At 59.1% G+C, this 16,786-nt stretch carries 16 protein-coding genes and 2 tRNA genes; 12 read left to right on the top strand and 6 right to left on the bottom strand.

Annotation, left to right across the window (positions count from 1 at the left end):
• Positions 1-192 precede the first annotated feature (192 nt).
• From IOD40_RS12130 to IOD40_RS12120, 3 genes are all read left to right on the top strand, one after another.
• Positions 193-1,170 (top strand): tripartite tricarboxylate transporter substrate-binding protein, encoded by a 978-nt coding sequence (locus IOD40_RS12130; protein WP_198476808.1) that lies wholly within the window; start codon positions 193-195, stop codon positions 1,168-1,170.
• Positions 1,171-1,241: 71 nt separating this feature from the next.
• Positions 1,242-1,724 (top strand): tripartite tricarboxylate transporter TctB family protein, encoded by a 483-nt coding sequence (locus tag IOD40_RS12125; RefSeq protein ID WP_198476807.1) that lies wholly within the window; start codon positions 1,242-1,244, stop codon positions 1,722-1,724.
• A 1-nt stretch (position 1,725) separates the two neighbouring features.
• Positions 1,726-3,231, top strand: coding sequence for a tripartite tricarboxylate transporter permease (locus IOD40_RS12120; protein ID WP_198476806.1), 1,506 nt, complete (start codon positions 1,726-1,728; stop codon positions 3,229-3,231).
• A 59-nt stretch (positions 3,232-3,290) separates the two neighbouring features.
• Here IOD40_RS12120 and IOD40_RS12115 read toward each other — a convergent pair whose 3' ends face one another.
• Positions 3,291-4,526 carry an ROK family protein gene (locus IOD40_RS12115; RefSeq protein WP_198476805.1) on the bottom strand — a complete coding sequence of 412 codons (1,236 nt, stop codon included), beginning with the start codon at positions 4,524-4,526 and terminating at the stop codon, positions 3,291-3,293.
• Positions 4,527-4,696: 170 nt separating this feature from the next.
• On the opposite strand from IOD40_RS12115, the gene xylF reads away from it, so the two are divergent.
• The 3 genes from xylF (at position 4,697) to IOD40_RS12100 (ending at position 7,959) form a co-directional block, all read left to right on the top strand.
• On the top strand, positions 4,697-5,740 hold the full coding sequence (gene xylF / locus IOD40_RS12110) for a D-xylose ABC transporter substrate-binding protein (protein ID WP_198476804.1): 1,044 nt from the start codon (positions 4,697-4,699) through the stop codon (positions 5,738-5,740).
• Positions 5,741-5,849: 109 nt separating this feature from the next.
• Positions 5,850-7,160 carry a sugar ABC transporter permease gene (locus tag IOD40_RS12105; protein WP_198476803.1) on the top strand — a complete coding sequence of 437 codons (1,311 nt, stop codon included), beginning with the start codon at positions 5,850-5,852 and terminating at the stop codon, positions 7,158-7,160.
• A gap of 10 nt (positions 7,161-7,170) precedes the next feature.
• A complete protein-coding gene (locus IOD40_RS12100) occupies positions 7,171-7,959 on the top strand; it encodes an ATP-binding cassette domain-containing protein (protein ID WP_198476802.1) in 789 nt (262 codons plus the stop codon).
• Between the two features lie 45 nt (positions 7,960-8,004).
• Here the strand turns inward: IOD40_RS12100 and IOD40_RS12095 are convergent, their stop codons facing one another.
• Together IOD40_RS12095 and IOD40_RS12090 are read right to left on the bottom strand one after the other, a co-directional pair.
• The gene (locus IOD40_RS12095; protein WP_198476801.1) at positions 8,005-8,259 is read right to left on the bottom strand and encodes a hypothetical protein; all 255 of its coding nucleotides are present in this window, start codon (positions 8,257-8,259) and stop codon (positions 8,005-8,007) included.
• A gap of 80 nt (positions 8,260-8,339) precedes the next feature.
• A complete protein-coding gene (locus IOD40_RS12090; protein WP_198476800.1) occupies positions 8,340-8,672 on the bottom strand; it encodes a hypothetical protein in 333 nt (110 codons plus the stop codon).
• A gap of 118 nt (positions 8,673-8,790) precedes the next feature.
• On the opposite strand from IOD40_RS12090, the gene IOD40_RS12085 reads away from it, so the two are divergent.
• The 4 genes from IOD40_RS12085 to IOD40_RS12070 all read left to right on the top strand — a co-directional run bounded on the left by IOD40_RS12085 (position 8,791) and on the right by IOD40_RS12070 (position 12,370).
• A complete protein-coding gene (locus IOD40_RS12085) occupies positions 8,791-9,705 on the top strand; it encodes a site-specific tyrosine recombinase XerD (RefSeq protein WP_198476799.1) in 915 nt (304 codons plus the stop codon).
• Positions 9,706-9,801: 96 nt separating this feature from the next.
• Entirely contained in the window at positions 9,802-10,752 is a 951-nt protein-coding gene (locus IOD40_RS12080) for an acetyl-CoA carboxylase carboxyltransferase subunit alpha (RefSeq protein ID WP_198476798.1), read from the top strand.
• Between the two features lie 196 nt (positions 10,753-10,948).
• A complete protein-coding gene (locus tag IOD40_RS12075) occupies positions 10,949-12,130 on the top strand; it encodes a L,D-transpeptidase family protein (protein ID WP_198476797.1) in 1,182 nt (393 codons plus the stop codon).
• 3 nt (positions 12,131-12,133) lie between these two features.
• Entirely contained in the window at positions 12,134-12,370 is a 237-nt protein-coding gene (locus tag IOD40_RS12070) for a sulfurtransferase TusA family protein (protein ID WP_198476796.1), read from the top strand.
• 57 nt (positions 12,371-12,427) lie between these two features.
• On the opposite strand, the gene IOD40_RS12065 is transcribed toward IOD40_RS12070, so the two are convergent.
• Both IOD40_RS12065 and IOD40_RS12060 read right to left on the bottom strand, forming a co-directional pair.
• Positions 12,428-13,552: a CobW family GTP-binding protein gene (locus IOD40_RS12065; RefSeq protein ID WP_198476795.1), complete on the bottom strand. Its 1,125-nt coding sequence runs from the start codon at positions 13,550-13,552 to the stop codon at positions 12,428-12,430.
• 3 nt (positions 13,553-13,555) lie between these two features.
• The gene (locus IOD40_RS12060) at positions 13,556-14,644 is read right to left on the bottom strand and encodes a D-alanyl-D-alanine carboxypeptidase family protein (RefSeq protein ID WP_198476794.1); all 1,089 of its coding nucleotides are present in this window, start codon (positions 14,642-14,644) and stop codon (positions 13,556-13,558) included.
• Positions 14,645-14,838: 194 nt separating this feature from the next.
• Here IOD40_RS12060 and IOD40_RS12055 point away from each other — a divergent pair, with 194 nt between their 5' ends.
• On the top strand, positions 14,839-16,005 hold the full coding sequence (locus IOD40_RS12055) for a M20 aminoacylase family protein (protein WP_198476793.1): 1,167 nt from the start codon (positions 14,839-14,841) through the stop codon (positions 16,003-16,005).
• 53 nt (positions 16,006-16,058) lie between these two features.
• A tRNA-Arg gene (locus tag IOD40_RS12050) sits at positions 16,059-16,135 on the top strand.
• Positions 16,136-16,506: 371 nt separating this feature from the next.
• Here the strand turns inward: IOD40_RS12050 and IOD40_RS12045 are convergent.
• A tRNA-Met gene (locus tag IOD40_RS12045) sits at positions 16,507-16,583 on the bottom strand.
• Positions 16,584-16,786: the final 203 nt, after the last annotated feature.

Below are 16,786 nucleotides of genomic sequence, written 5' to 3'. Positions count from 1 at the left end.
AGACTCGACACATCAACTTGACGCAGATGTTACCTTTTCTACCCATCATCTCCCAATGAACTTGTCGAGTCCGCTTAAGGGCGGTCGAGAGCATTGAAATAGTGTCTTCAGAAGCTTCCTACTGTCTCCCAGGGCTGGCGCGGGGAGGAAACTGCGCCTGCCGGTCAATAAAATGATCACCGGGAGGATCTCATGAAGAAGCTAGTCGCATCGCTATCCATCGCTGCCGCGCTTGCGGTGCTGCCGCAATTTGCCAGCGCTCAAACCTACCCCGAGCGCACCATCTCGATGGTCGTGCCGTTCTCGGCTGGCGGCCCGACCGACACGGTTGCGCGCCTCGTTGCGGAAGCGATGAGCCGGGATCTGGGCCAGCAAGTTATCGTTGAGAACGTCGGCGGTGCAGGTGGCACGGTTGGCGCCGCACGCGTCGCACAGGCAGAGGCGGATGGGTACACCCTCCTCCTCCACCATATCGGCATGGCTACCAGCGCGACTCTCTACCGTAACCTCACCTACAATCCGCTTGAATCGTTCGAATATGCGGGCCTCGTCACCGAAGTTCCGATGACCATCATCGCCCGTCCGGATTTCCCGGCGGAAGATCTGCAGGGACTGATCAGCTACGTCAAAGAAAATGCAGATGACGTGACCTACGCCAATGCTGGCATCGGCGCAGCTTCGCATCTTTGCGGCATGCTGTTCATGAGCGAGATTGGCACCCAGCTGACCACGGTGCCTTACCAGGGCACCGGCCCGGCAATGACCGATCTTCTCGGCGGCCAGGTCGACTTCATGTGCGACCAGACAACCAACACGACCAGCCAGATCCAGGCTGGCGCGGTCAAGGCGTACGCAGTGACAAGCGCTGAACGCCTTGAGCAGCTCCCTGACCTTCCAACTGCAGCAGAAGGCGGCCTCGCCTCGATGCAGTTTGGTATCTGGCACGGCCTTTATGCACCTGCCGGAACCGACGCTGCGATCGTTGACCGCCTGAGCCAGTCGCTCAAGGTGGCCCTCAAGGACCCGAACGTGATCGAGCGCTTCGCCGCCCTCGCCACGAGCCCGGAGCCGGAAGAGAACGCCACGCCTGACGCGCTCAAGGCCAAGGTAGAGTCTGAAATCGCGCGCTGGAAGCCGCTGATCGAAGCTGCCGGCGTTTACGCCGACTGATCATCTGCTTCGGCAGTCTCGCCGGCGCGACGCCCCCGTCGCGTCGGCGATTTCTTCGGAGAGGAGAGACGATGACCTTCAACAGAAGTGATGTTGGAGCCGGGAGCATTTTTGTCGCGATCGGCCTGTTTTTCGGTCTCATGACACTTTACGGGCTGGATATCGGAACAGCCCGGCGCATGGGCCCTGGCTATTTTCCGATCGTCCTGTCGGGCATCTTGATCGTTTTCGGCATTGCCACCATCCTGAAGGGAATGAGCCATCCAGACGTGGAACGCGGTCCGTTGCCTTGGCGCGGCATCCCGGTGCTCCTCAGCGTGCCCGTGCTTTTCGGGCTGCTGATACGACCGCTCGGAATAGCACCCGTTCTGCTCATCACCACCTTCGTCACCTCCTTCGCCAGCCGGCGCATGTCCCTCCTCGCTGCAGTCGCCCTGTCGGTCGGCCTCACGATCTTCTGCATCCTTGTCTTCAGCATCGGTCTTGGCCTGCCACTTCGCGTGTTCGGCTCCGCTGTAGAGCCCTGGACGCGGCCAATCTTCGGAGTTCGCTGAGATGGATCTCGTATCGAACCTGTATCTGGGCCTCTCCATCGCGCTGCAGCCGCACAATCTGATGTTCTGCTTCCTCGGCTGTCTGCTGGGAACGCTTGTCGGCGTGCTGCCGGGCATTGGTCCGACGGCAACCATCGCTATGCTGTTGCCGATCACCCTGGGCCTTGATCCCGCGACCTCGCTCATCATGCTCGCCGGCATTTACTATGGCGCGCAGTACGGTGGATCGACGACCGCCATCTTGATCAATCTGCCAGGCGAATCGTCCTCCGCGGTGACTGCGATTGACGGCTATCAGATGGCAAAGCAGGGACGCGCTGGCATTGCGCTTGCCACTGCGGCACTTGGCTCGTTCTTTGCCGGAACGGTGGCGACCGTAATTCTCGCGCTTTTTGCCCCGCCGCTCGCGAAGGCAGCGCTTAATTTCGGGTCTCCCGAATATTTTTCGCTGATGGTCCTCGGTCTCATCTGCGCCATCGCCCTCGCCCACGGCTCGATCCTGAAGGCGACAGCGATGATCGTCATCGGGCTCCTTTTCGGCCTCGTTGGTGCCGACCTCTATTCCGGAGCCCAGCGTTTCACCTTCGGTATTCCTCAGCTTTCAGACGAGCTCAATTTCGTGGCTGTGGCAGTCGGCATCTTCGGCATTGCCGAAATCCTGCGCAATCTTCAAAGCGAAACGGACCGCGACGTGATGGTGAAGAAGGTCGCCAATCTGTGGCCTTCCGGCGAGGATTTCCGCCGCATGGCCGCCCCCGTCGTGCGCGGCACGGCCCTCGGATCCATTCTGGGCGTTTTGCCGGGCGGCGGCGCGATCCTGGCATCCTTCGCTTCCTATACGGTGGAAAAACGCCTCTCTCGCACGCCGGAAGAGTTCGGTCGCGGGGCGATTGAAGGTGTCGCCGGGCCCGAGTCAGCCAACAATGCGGGTGCTCAGACGTCATTCATCCCGATGCTGACCCTCGGCATTCCTGCCAACCCCGTGATGGCGCTGATGATCGGTGCCATGATCATCCAGGGCATCGTGCCCGGCCCTAACGTCGTTAATCAGAACCCTGACTTGTTCTGGGGCATCATCGCCTCAATGTGGGCGGGCAATCTGATGCTGGTGCTGCTCAATCTGCCGCTGATCGGCCTTTGGGTGCGACTGCTGACGATCCCCTACTATCTTCTTTTCCCGGCCATCATGGCGTTCGCAGCAATCGGGATCTACTCAATCAACTCGAACCCGTATGATCTCTATACCCTCTCGCTTTTCGGCGCTCTTGGGTACGCACTCGTCCGCTTTGGCTGCGAACCAGCACCATTGCTGCTCGGCTTTGTGCTCGGGCCGATGCTGGAAGAGCACCTGCGGCGCGCGATGATCATCTCGAAGGGCGACCCCTCAGTCTTCCTGACCCGCCCGATCAGCGCGACATTGCTGGTCATGTCGCTGGTGGTCCTGGCAATCGTCCTCATGCCGTCGGTACGCAAGAAGCGCGAAGAAGTCTTCGTCGAAGAGGATTGAATTCTGGCTAAGCCAGAAAGAGCCCCCAGCGTATAGCCGTTGGGGGCTCTTTTTTTCTTCTAGGCCAGATCGAGAACTTGCAGCGGCGGGCTTGCCGCAAACACGGTCTGATCGAGATAAGTCAGCGCCTGATAGGCGCCCCCCTCGCGGATCAGAGGCGCTTCATCCGCCTGGATCGCGAAGTCGAACTCTGCATTATGCTGACCGCCCGCCGTACGGGCGATCGCGTTTCGAATAGACGGCTCGATCAGGTCAAAGGCAGATGTTCCAAGGCCGACGAACGCCACAGGCGCCGGATCGAACAACGCAAAGAGACTGCCCAGCGCAAAGCCCAGCGCCTCGCCGGCCCTCTTGAACGCATCTCGCTCAAGCCCCTCACCGTTGCGCGCCGCATTTGCCATTTCGGTCATCGTCAGATGGTCGATATCCGCAGCAGGCTGAGCAGTTTCGCATTCGCCGCGCGCATGGCGAAGGATGGCGTAATTTCCGGCGTAGGCTTCCACACATCCGCGGCGGCCACAGCGACATTGGGCGCCATCCGGGATGTGGATCATGTGACCGAACTCCCCACCGGATGACCGCGATCCGGTAAAAAGCTCGCCCCGCTGGATCAGCCCCATACCGATCCCGTCCGACAGCATCACCGTTATGAGGTTCTTGCCGTAGCGTTCCGGCGAACGTGCCCTGAGCGCCACTGCGATCATGTTACAGTCATTCTCGACGGTGACCGGTACCCTGAAGCGGGTCTCGAAAAAATCGGCAAAGTCGATGTTGCTGTGTGGCGTAATTGGAGACCACAAAAGCGCGCGCTTTGAGGAATCGGTGATGCCTTGTATCGCCAGCGTCATACGCAGCAGCGGTGCAAGGTCCTGCCCCATACGAAGGATGACTGACTGGACAAGCTCGGCTAATGCATTGAGCAGTTCGTCCGCGCTCATGGTCAGCGTCGAGGGCCGCCTGAACTCGTGCACGATCACCTTGCCCGAATAGTCGATAATCGCCGCCGAAAGGGAATTCAGCGACAAGGTAACGGCGATGACATTCGCGGCTCGTGGATGCAGCCCAAGCGCCACTTGCGGGCGTCCTCGCTTCAGGATCCCGTTTTCGATAGCCGGAACAACCGTCAAAACACCTTCCGTGATCAGATCAGCAGAGATGGTGGAGATCGTCGAATTGCTGAGGCCCGTTGCGGCAGCGATTTCCGTCCGGGATGGCTGACCTCCGCCGCGCACCGCTGCGATCACCATCGCCCGGTTACGCCTGCGCAGATCGTCGTGCCGCACGCCGACCGTCATTCCAATCTCCTCCCAGATTCCAGTTCAGCGGGGTTTAGTCTCCGCGAACCGGAAAAGACAGTGCGCACGCGAGATATTGACATGCAGACAATGCTGAGTCATTCATTTTTTCGAAGCTCGAAAAAAAGGGTTTCGTTTGGTGCCTAACAGGCCCGATTGGGAGGAGAGTCATGAAACAATTTGCAACCGCGTTGCTCGCGGGTGCCGCGCTGTCGCTTACTCTGTCCGCGGCGGCTCTGGCAGAAGGTAAGACTGTTGGCGTGTCCTGGTCCAATTTTCAGGAAGAACGCTGGAAGACGGACGAAGCTGCGATCAAGGCTGCGTTGGAAGCCGCCGGCAACAAATACATCTCGGCTGACGCGCAGTCGTCCGCCTCCAAGCAGCTCACAGACGTTGAAGCATTGATCGCGCAGGGCGCGGACGCTCTCATCATTCTGGCTCAAGATGCCAGCGCCATCGGCCCCGCAGTTGAAAAAGCCGTCGCCGAGGGCATTCCTGTTGTTGGCTATGACCGCCTGATCGAGAACGCGGATGCGTTCTACCTCACCTTCGACAACAAGGAAGTTGGTCGCCTGCAGGCCAAGGCTGTCTTCGACGTCCAGCCGGAAGGCAACTACGTCTTCATCAAGGGCAATGGCGCCGACCCCAATGCAGACTTCCTGTTTGCCGGCCAGATGGAAGTCCTGAAGGAAGCCATCGACAGCGGCAAGATCAAGAATGTCGGCGAAGCCTATACGGATGGCTGGCTCCCTGCGAACGCCCAGCGCAACATGGAGCAGTTCCTGACCGCCAACGACAACAACGTTGATGCAGTGGTTGCTTCGAACGACGGCACCGCTGGTGGCGCAATTGCTGCTCTCGAAGCACAGGGGCTTGCTGGCTCGGTGCCGGTTTCGGGCCAGGACGGCGACCACGCTGCTCTCAACCGCATCGCACTTGGCACCCAAACCGTCTCGGTCTGGAAGGACTCGCGCGAACTCGGCAAGGCCGCTGCGGAAATCGCCAATCAACTCGCAGACGGCAAGTCGCTCGAGGAAGTTGAAGGTGCGGTTAAATGGTCAGATGGCCCCAACGGCATTGAGATGAACGCGATCTTCCTCGCACCCAACCCAATCACCAAGGACAACCTCGCCACCGTGATTGATGCGGGCTGGGTATCCAAGGACGTGGTTTGCCAGGGTGTGCAGGCTGGAACTGTCGCAGCCTGCGACTGATTTTCCCGCTTTGGGAACCGGCGCCGCGGTTTGACGATCCCCGCGGCGTCTGGTCAAGTGAATGATCCGGTGCGTCCCACAGAAGGCCGACCGGAAACGGGAGGACGATATGTCGGACGCAACGGCTCAGACCCCTGTTGACCGGGCACGAGCGAGCCACCTTGGGCCGGTCGCGCGTTTCCTCAAAGACACTGAACTCGACACCCGGATGCTTGGAATGGTCGGCGCGCTGCTGATCATCTGGGCGCTGTTCCACGTCCTGTCCGGTGGACTGTTCCTCACTCCACGAAACCTCTGGAACCTTTCAGTCCAATCTTCTTCCGTTGCCGTGATGGCAACCGGTATGGTGTTGGTCATCGTCACCCGCAACATCGACCTCTCGGTTGGTTCAATCCTCGGATTCACCGGGATGATCATGGGCGTGACCCAGGCGGAACTGTTGCCGCAATATCTCGGCTTCGGCTCTCCCTCCATCTGGATTTTGGCTGCAATCGCCGGCCTGATTGTGGGCGTCGCCATCGGGGCTCTGCATGGCTACGTGATCGCTTATCTTGGCGTTCCCGCCTTTATCGTTACGCTGGGCGGTCTGCTGGTCTGGCGCGGTGCTGCCTGGTGGGTGACGAGCGGTCGCACGGTTGCTCCAATGGATGCCACCTTCCGCCTGATGGGCGGCGGCCCTGATGGGGCAATAGGCTCCACCTGGAGCTGGATCATCGGAATCATCGCATGCGCAGCCATCATCTGGCTGCTGATGAACGCGCGAACCCAGCGCAAGCGCTTCCGCTTCCCCCTGCGCCCATTATGGGCCGAGGCTTTCCTTGGAACGGTCACGTGCGGTGTCATCCTCGCATGTGTCTGGGTCGCAAATTCCTATCCATGGCCTGTTGGCATCGTCCGCCGCTACTATCAGGCCCTTGGTCAGGAGGTTCCAGAGGGTGCTTACATTGCCCACGGGATCGCAATTCCGGTGCTGATCGCGCTGGCCGTCGGCATCGTGATGACGTTCGTGACCACCCGAACCCGCTTTGGTCGCTATGTCTTCGCGATTGGCGGCAATCCGGAAGCAGCTGCCCTGGCTGGCATCAACACCCGCTGGGTGACGATGAAGATCTTCATGCTCATGGGCGGCCTGGCTTCGGTCGGCGCATTGATTTCGACGGCCCGTCTCAATGCCGCGACCAACGCCCAAGGTACGCTCGATGAGCTGCTTGTCATTGCTGCTGCCGTCATTGGCGGCACGTCTCTCTCAGGCGGCGTTGGCACCATTGCGGGCGCGATGCTGGGCGCTGTCCTCATGCAATCCCTTGCCACGGGCATGATCCTGCTCGGTGTCGACACCCCGTTGCAGAACATTGTCGTCGGTCTGGCGCTCGTCATCGCCGTCTGGCTCGACACTGTCTATCGCCGCCGCATCGGCTGAGGAGAAGATCATGGACCAGCCCTCAACGCCTCTTGTTGAAATGCGCAACATTTCGATCTCCTTTGGTGGCATTCACGCCGTGGACGACGCATCCATCGACCTGCATGCGGGAGAAGTCGTCGCGCTCCTCGGACACAATGGCGCCGGCAAATCCACCCTGATCAAGATTCTCTCCGGCGCCTACAAGCGCGATGCCGGCGAAATCTTCGTGAGAGGGGAAGAAGCCATCATCAATAACCCGCGCGACGCGAAGAAGTACGGCATTGAGACAATCTACCAGACCCTGGCGCTTGCCGATAATGTCGATGCGGCAGCCAATCTGTTCCTCGGACGCGAGATCCGTACAAAATGGGGCACGCTGGATGATGTCGCCATGGAGTCCGAGACCCGCAAGGTCATGGGGCGGCTCAACCCCCGCTTCCAGCGCTTCAAGGAGCCCGTCATCAAGCTCTCCGGTGGCCAGCGCCAATCGGTAGCGATTGCACGGGCCATTCACTTCAACGCCCAGATCCTGATCATGGATGAACCCACAGCTGCACTTGGGCCTCAGGAGACCGCGCAGGTCGGCGAACTGGTCAAACAGTTGAAGGCCGATGGCATCGGCATCTTCCTGATCAGCCACGACATTCACGACGTGTTTGATTTGTCAGACCGCGTCTGTGTGATGAAGAACGGTCAGGTGGTGGGAACTGCGCGGACGCAAGATGTCACGAAGGACGAAGTGCTCGGAATGATCATCTTGGGAAAGTGCCCGCCAGGTGCTACCCCCGGCCCGGGAGCAATGCGCGCTTTCGCATAAGAAAAGGGCCCGGTAACCCGAGCCCTCAATCTCTATGCCTATCGATCAATAGCAGCGGTCGACGATGACGCGACCGGTGCGTGCGTGACGATAATTACAATAGCCTGGACGATCTGATGCGCGACCCAGCAGATAGCCACCGGCACCGCCAGCAACAACGCCGATCAGCGCACCTTCAGTGCCACCTACAGCGGCGCCGACAAGACCACCACCGATGGCGCCAACCGTACCCGCCTGCTCCGCAGTCGTGCAGCCTGCCATCGTCAGAGCGGCAACGGCCGCGAACAACATATTCCTCATTACAACCTCCTGGGTGTTGGATCCGCCCCTTCCGGAACGACGATGCCCCAACACAACGTCTGCTTCAAGAGCGCCACCACCTAAGGATGCAAAGTCTCTGAATAACCGTTGTGCGGCTGCTTCGACGCTACAAGAACCTCTTCAGCCTCAATCGGTTCCACGCTCGCCGTCAATCCGTCCTCCACTGTGACATCCCACACGATTTCCGCGTCGACCTCGGCCAAAAGAGGATCGACCTCGAAACAGGCAATATGCAGGTTCTGATACGTCTCAAACCGCTGGCGAACGGCTGGCAGGTCAGAGGTGCAATCTGCATAGGTCTCATAAACAGGCAAAGGAGCGGGAAGCTCGTGGCAATCCTTCAGATCACCTGAACATGTTACGGCGAGGATGAATGCGGCGATGTGTTCCATGACCTTTTTACCTTTCGCCAGAGAAACGCACATCACCTCCGCTGGGTTCCGGAACGGTTCACCATTCGGAAACGCGGTGATTGTACAATTTGCGAGCGGAGGGACGGAGAGACAGCAGATGAAAGCAGCCGTCCGGCTCGAAACCTTTCTGGAAATGATGAGCGCTGAACGAGGGGCGAGCGAAAACACGCTTGAGGCCTATCGTCGTGATCTTGAAGACGCCGCCGAGTTCTTTGGCGGCCGCCTCGACGACCTAACGCCGACGGATATACGCCGGTGGCTCGACGACATTTCGGCACGCGGTTTTGTCGCCTCCTCCCAGGCGCGCAAACTTTCCGCGCTGCGCCAGTTCTTCAAGTTTCTGCATGCGGAGGGTCTTCGCGAAGATGACCCGACCAGTGTGATCGACTCGCCGAAAAAAACTGCTTCACTCCCCAAGACGATGCAGGAGGACGCGGTTTTGAAACTTCTGTCCCGCGCTGAAGCCGAGAAGATTGAGGCAAACGATTACGCTGCACGTTTCGCGGCCTTCCGCCTCCACGCACTGGTGGAGACGCTTTATGCCACCGGATTGCGCGTATCCGAGCTCGTTTCTCTGCCGGTTGCGGTTGCCCTCAGAAACGAGCGGTTCTTCACGGTCAGGGGCAAGGGCGGCAAGGATCGCATCGTGCCTTTGTCACCTAAGGCGAAAGAAGCGCTGCGGGAGTGGATTGCCTCTCGCAACACGGTCCCCTCCTGCGCAGAGAGCGCATTTCTGTTTCCTGCTGATTCTGAAAGCGGGCACCTGTCCCGCCAGGTATTTGCCCGTGAACTGAAAGCACTGGCGGCACGAACCGGCATCCCCGCCGCAAAAGTTTCGCCTCACGTTTTGCGTCACGCCTTCGCAAGTCACCTGCTTCAACGCGGCGCGGATCTGCGCGCGGTGCAGCAACTTCTGGGCCACGCCGACATTTCAACGACGCAAATCTACACCCACGTACTCGAAAACAGGCTCATCGAACTGGTCACAAAGCATCATCCGCTTGCCGATTAGCCTTATGACCGTTATGTGAGGCGTGCGTTTACGCCCGCGCATGGCAAATTTCCGGGGCATTCTCGCTCCAACCATCCTTCGGACACGACACGGCGAATGTTCAACTATCTCGATTTCGAAAAACCCGTTGCCGACCTCGAAGGCAAGATTCTCGAACTGAAGAAGCTTTCCGAGAGCGGCGAGGCAGTCGACGTTGGAGACGAAATTGCCCGGCTCGAGAAGCGGTCGCAGGACGCGCTGCGCGAAGCCTATCGGCAGCTGACCCCTTGGCAAAAGGTCCAGGTCGCACGTCATCCCGACCGGCCGCATTGCCTCGATTATGTGCGCGGGCTCTTCTCGGACTTCACTCCGCTTGCAGGGGATCGCGCTTTTGGTGAGGACCAGGCGTTGGTCGCCGGCTTTGCCCGCTTCCGTGGCGAGTCCGTCGCGGTTCTCGGCCTTGAAAAAGGTAACGACACGCAGACCCGGCTGAAGCATAATTTTGGCAGCGCGCGGCCTGAGGGCTATCGCAAGGCTGTCCGCATCATGGAACTGGCCGACCGCTACGGGATCCCGGTGGTGAGCCTCGTTGATACCGCCGGTGCTTACCCTGGCATTGGCGCGGAAGAGCGCGGTCAGGCTGAGGCCATTGCAACCTCGACATCTGCCTGCCTTGGCCTGAAGGTGCCGAACATCTCTGTCGTGATCGGCGAAGGTGGCTCGGGGGGCGCAATTGCAATTGCCGTTGCGAACAAGGTCTACATGCTCGAGCATTCCATCTATTCGGTCATTTCGCCCGAAGGTGCCGCCTCTATTCTGTGGCGCGACACCACCCGTTCGAAAGACGCGGCTACCAGCATGAAGATCACCGCTCAGGACCTTCTGGGCCTGAAGATCATCGACGCGATCATCAGCGAGCCGCTCGGCGGCGCTCATCGCGCGCCGGACGTCGTCATAAGGGCCGCTGGCGAACAGATCGCCACGGGTTTCGCCGAACTAGGCGCTGAACCGATCGATTACCGCGAACATCGCCGCGAAAAATTCCTGGCAATGGGCCGCACGCTCTGATTGCGGCCCCTTTTTTGCCACAAAAGGTCTGACAGCATTCCCTACAAACTTGCGCGCATGCCTTCCGCCTGGCGGTGGCCAACCGTAAAGTTTGCGGTAAGGTTTTTTCAAGGTTAACCGGGCTATGGTGTGTTCCGGGGCGTGTTTGGCCCGGACACTCAGGTCCGGTTCCTGAAACCAGAGCAGATCGCGATCCATGACGACCAGAATTGTCAGTATCGGGCTTATGATTGCAGGCCTATTTCTTGCTGGCTGCAACGGCACGCTCGAAGATATTGCGCCCTCAAGCGAGAAGGCTAACAAGCCGTTGCCCGCGAGAGTGGTGCAGTCGCTCAAGGCGAAGGGCATGTCTTCAACTTCGCCGATTATGGTCCGCATCTTCAAGGAAGAAGCCGTTCTGGAAGTGTGGAAGCAAAAGGACAATGGCCGCTACGATCTGGCCGCTTCCTACGATATCTGCAAATGGTCGGGACGACTTGGCCCCAAATTCATCGAAGGTGACCGCCAGGCTCCGGAAGGTTTTTATTCCGTCGGCCCGCACCAGATGAACCCGCGCTCGTCTTATCATCTGGCGTTCAATATCGGCTTTCCAAACAGCTATGATCGCGCCAATGGCCGGACCGGCCAGCACCTGATGGTTCATGGTGCCTGCTCATCCGCAGGCTGCTACTCCATGACCGACAAGCAGGTCGAGGAAATCTACGCATTTGCGCGCGACGCCTTCAAAGGCGGCCAGCAATCGTTCCAGATCCAGGCGTTTCCCTTCCGCATGACGCCGGCAAATATGGCGCGTTACAAGGATGATCCGAACTACGAGTTCTGGACCATGCTGAAGGAAGGCTATGACCACTTCGAAATCACAAAGGTCCCGCCCAAGGTAGACGTTTGTGGCAAGCGTTACGTCTTCAACTCGGTTGCGACTGATGGACGTCCGCTCAATCCGGTTGCCGCATGCCCGTCTCTGGCAAAGCCGCAGTCGCTTGAGATCGCCTACCGCAGCTATCTGAAGACCTATGACAGCGCATTCCAGGCAGCGCTCGGCAAGAAGAGCAACAAGAGCCCTGCCCCTACGATCGCCGGCTTCAAGGAAGCGAGCCTCGTTGCTGACTGGTCACGCAGACGCGCACGCGGAGAACGCGTTTCACGCGAGCCCCCAACCTTGGAGCGGCCCCAGGTGATGCTCGCGGAGCAGCAGCGTCCCGCACAGACCACCGCCCCGGCTCAAGCTCCAGCCACCGTTGCAGAGGTCCCTACGCCTGCAGCGACTGCCCGCGCAGAAAGCGGCATTGCCGAAGCTACGGGAGCCGCACAGGCCGAGACGGTTGTTTCGGAGAAGCCCGGGCTTCGCAGCCGCCTGCTCGGCATGTTTGGCGGATAAGTCGTGCAGCCGCGAAGTCATGACGTTTATGATTTGAAGGGACTTAACTGTCCGCTGCCTGTCCTGCGCACGCGCAAGAGACTGGCAGGGATGCCGCGCGGCTCCCGCATCTGGGTGGAAACCACAGATCCGCTGGCGGTCATCGATATTCCCGCCTTCTGCAACGACAGCGGGCACCGCCTCATCAGCAGCGAAACCGCTGCCGATGGCTCTCATCGCTTCCTAATCGAGCGCTGTTGACGATAGAAAAAAGCCGGAGTGCGATACCCCGGCCTCCGCGTCAGACAAGCCTGTGTCTCAGGCCTTGAAGCCTGCTATTGCCAGTGGATTGTCGGACAGTGCCGCACCATCGGCGGTATCAATCATTGGCTCCCCCACGAAAGCTGAGAAGAGCTTGCGGGTATAGTCTTCCGAAAGATCATAACCGATTAGCACGAGCCGCGTACCACGCGGTCCCTCCGGCCATTCTGGCAGCCATGCGGGCGGGTGCAGCAATTTCTGCACGCCATGGATAACGAGCGGGCGGTCCATGTCCTCAACCACCTCGATCACGCCCTTCATGCGCAGTAGATGCTCTCCTTGCGTTGAACGCAGCAGATCAAGGAACATCTCGACCGTCGAGTAGGAGACCGGCTTGTCGTGCACCAGCGAAATGCTCTTTACCCGCTCATCATGGTGATGGTGGTGGTGGTGAGTGCATCCATGCCCCTCGCAATCATGATCGTGATGATCATGGTGCTGATGGTTATGGGCCTGATCTTCACCCAGCCAGCGCCGGACGTCCGCTGTCTTTGTCTGCGGATTGTAAAGACCGCATTCAAACAACTGGCTCACACCCGCTTCGCCGCGCCCGGCATCCAGTACCTCTGCGGATGGATTGATAACGGATAGCCGTGCCCGCAGCGAGGCCTCTTCGTGCGGCTCCGCAAGCTCTGCCTTTGAAATGACGATCCGATCGGCAACGGCTGCCTGCCTGACAGCCTGCTCATGCGCGCTGAGCGTTGCCGCACCATTCACCGCGTCCACGACACAGATAACGCCGTCAAGGCGCAGCATCCGCGCGAGAACCGGATCGCCCATAATCGATTGCAAGACCGGAACAGGATCCGCAAGACCCGTCGTCTCGACGACGATCCGCTTCAATGGCTGGATCTTGCCGGTCTGCGATTTTTCGATCAGCTCAGCCAGCGTATCGACCAGCTCGCCGCGAACGGTGCAGCAAAGGCAACCATCGGCGAGCTGAATGATCCCATCGGAGGCCTGTTCGACCAGCATGTGATCGACCGAGACCTCGCCAAACTCATTGATGATGACAGCGGTATTTTCGAGCGCTGGATCTTTCAGAAGCCGGTTGAGCAAAGTCGTCTTGCCCGCACCGAGAAACCCCGTCAGGACCGATACCGCAATAGGAGTATTGTGCATAAATCAGCCGCCTTCCGCGACGCTTGTTGGAGTGTATTCAGGACGCGGGGTCGGAAGTGGCACATTAGCATAGCGCGGAGCTTTCGACTCTGGTCCCGTGGCTCCCGTACTGATCGCAACAGCCACACGCTCGCGCTGCGGCAGGTCCTTCAGATGCGGCGAGGTGTATTTGGGCTTGCCGCTTGGGCCGCGCGCCGCTTCCACCGCCTTCCAATGTTCCTGGGTACAGATAACGGGACGCAGATTGGGAGGGCTTGCAGCCTCCTTCCCCGAAGCGCGCAGCTGACCAATGAACGGAGAGGAATCCCCCATCGTTTCAAATCCTCGCGCCAGCATGTTGGCAGCCTTGTCGGCGCGCGCCTCTACTGTCGGCTCACCGATCACCACGGCCATGAGGGACCTGCCCTGCCGTTCCGCAGTGGCAATCAGATTGAATCCGGACGGGCATGTGTAGCCCGTCTTCATACCGTTCGCGCCATCGAAGCGCATGATGAGATCGTTGTGATTGTCGAGGGTTTGCGTTCCCGCCTTTAACGCCTCGATCCCGTAATATTCGTGATACTCCGGAAACTCGTTCCAGACCGCCATGGCGAGAATGGCAAGATCTCGCGCGGTCGTCACCTGCTCATCAGCATGAAGGCCATGTGCATTGACGAAGCGTGTAGACGTCATTCCGAGGCGCTTGGCCTCTTCATTCATACGCGCCGCAAACGCCTGACGTGTGCCGGTCAAGCTCTCTGCGATCGCGGTGGCGACATCATTTGCAGATTTCACCATCAGGATGCGGATCGCATTTTCATAGGTAATAACGGTACCGGGTTTGTAACCCATCTTGCTCGGCGGCTCTTTGGCAGCCCGCTCAGAAATGCGTACGGGTGATTGAAGGGTAATTTCACCGGCCTTTACAGCCCGGAAAACCACCAGGGTCGTCATGAGCTTGGTAAGAGAAGCCGGATACCAGGGCGCAAACACATCCTCGTGTTCGAGCACCTTGCCGCTATCAAGGTCCAACAATATCGCCGGCCCCGCCGCGGCGCTTCCTGACGCGAAAGACAGCAGCAATCCTGCGATAATCGTAGACCTGAACTTCATCGTGAACCGCCCTTGCCGTACCGTGGGACACCAAATTGCCGGCGGTAAGAAACGCGCCAACGCCGCAGCTGTCCCTGTATCGAAAGTCCGATCTTGCTATTTAATCTATGTGACGCCAAGAAGGCAAAGAACCCGTAGGGCCTGTCGCCGATACGAGCAACAGGCATACGCTGGAGTATGACGAGGACTGTATAATGCCGATTCTAAGCCGGGTCACCACTATGCACGATGAAGTAACCGCCTGGCGCCGTCATCTCCACTCGATACCCGAACTCCTGTACGACGTGCACGAGACCGCTGAATTCGTGGCGACCAAACTTCGGGAATTCGGTTGCGACGAGGTGGTTACCGGAATTGGTCGAACAGGGGTCGTTGCCGTCATTCGCGGCTCGCAGGGTGATGGTCCGACCATCGGTCTGCGGGCGGATATGGATGCCCTTCCCCTCACCGAAGTGACCGGCACGCCTTACGCATCAACCAAGCCGGGAAAGATGCACGCTTGCGGGCACGACGGCCACACCACCATGTTGCTCGGTGCCGCCAAATATCTCGCGCAGACGCGTAATTTTTCAGGTTCGGTCGTCACGATCTTCCAGCCAGCCGAAGAGGGCGGTGCCGGAGGAAAGGCCATGGTTGACGATGGCATGATGGAGCGCTTCGGGATCGATCAGGTCTATGGCATGCACAACATGCCTGGTCTCCCAGTTGGGCAATTTGCCATCTGCCCCGGCCCGATCATGGCGGCGACCGCCGAATTTCAGATTACCCTGCACGGCAAAGGCGCACATGCTGCCATGCCGCATACGGGCGCAGATCCGATCATCGCCGGAAGTCAGATCGTACAGGCCTTGCAGACAATCGCGTCCCGCAACACAGATCCACTCGACGCTGTGGTAGTTTCTGTGACCCAGTTCCACGCCGGCGACACCCACAACATCATCCCGCAAAGCGCATTCCTTGGCGGAACGATACGTACCCTGCGACAGGAGGTCAGCGACAACACCTACAAGCGCATCAAGGAGATCGCAGAGGGTGTTGCAGCTGCACTTGGCGTGCGCGCTGACGTCGAGATCAAGATCAATTACCCCGTGACCGTCAACCATGACGCGGAGACAGATTTCGCGATCCAGGTCGCACAGGAAGTCGCCGGCACTTCAAAGGTCGATACCGAGCTTCGTCCTCTCATGGCCAGTGAAGACTTCTCTTACATGCTGATCGCGCGGCCGGGAGCATTCATCTTTACAGGCAATGGCGATACGGCCAGCCTCCACAATCCTGCTTACGACTTCAACGACGATGCCCTCCCCCACGGCATAGCCTATTGGATCCGCATCGCGGAAACCGCTGCAAGCCGCGCATGAATATCACCAAAACGGTTGGCTAAGCCAATGGAACCGTTTATATCCGCATTGGCGGTCCCGTAGCTCAGCAGGATAGAGCACCAGATTCCTAATCTGGGGGTCACAGGTTCGAATCCTGTCGGGATCACCATTTTGCTAGCGTCTCTTGGCAAGCGCACATGCTCGCGTCTGTAACGCGCAATATGGCCCTTTCGACCAATCATCATGACGATGCCATGCCGCAAAGCCTGAACTAGTTCCCCGTCGTTTTCATGCTCAAGCATCGGCGACGAACCAATTCCGCCAGGAGAATAAAAGTCTGGCGCGCCAGATCGGGGTACATCTGGCGTCCTGCATCTATCGATTGAGGGGATTTGTTGGTTGCGGGGGTTGGATTTGAACCAACGACCTTCAGCTTATGGTCCGCAGGACGAGGAGCTACCTCGGCCAGGGACGCATGCGTCCCGCCAGCTGACCCTGAAGTGCGCGGCGTTGAATGTTGATTGCTGAGAAGTTTGAAGTTGGTTGCGGGGGTTGGATTTGAACCAACGACCTTCAGGTTATGAGCCTGACGAGCTACCGGGCTGCTCCACCCCGCGTCACCATTTGAACCGGGCGTTTGTGGCCCGGGAGCGAAGTCAGGCGTAGCCTGATGAGGTGAGGCCGTCAAGGAATTGATCCTGTGGATCAATTTCAGGCCGAACGGGCTGCTCCACCCCGCGTCACCATTTTGGACTGGCGTCCAAAGCAAGCGTGAGCTTACCTTGCGTGTTCTGGATATGACAAGGCCGCCTGATGTTGG

The sequence above is a fragment of the Aquamicrobium zhengzhouense genome (genome assembly GCF_016124105.1).
Taxonomy (GTDB): Bacteria; Pseudomonadota; Alphaproteobacteria; order Rhizobiales; family Rhizobiaceae; genus Aerobium; species Aerobium zhengzhouense.
This window is presented reverse-complemented; position numbering and strand designations above follow the sequence as displayed.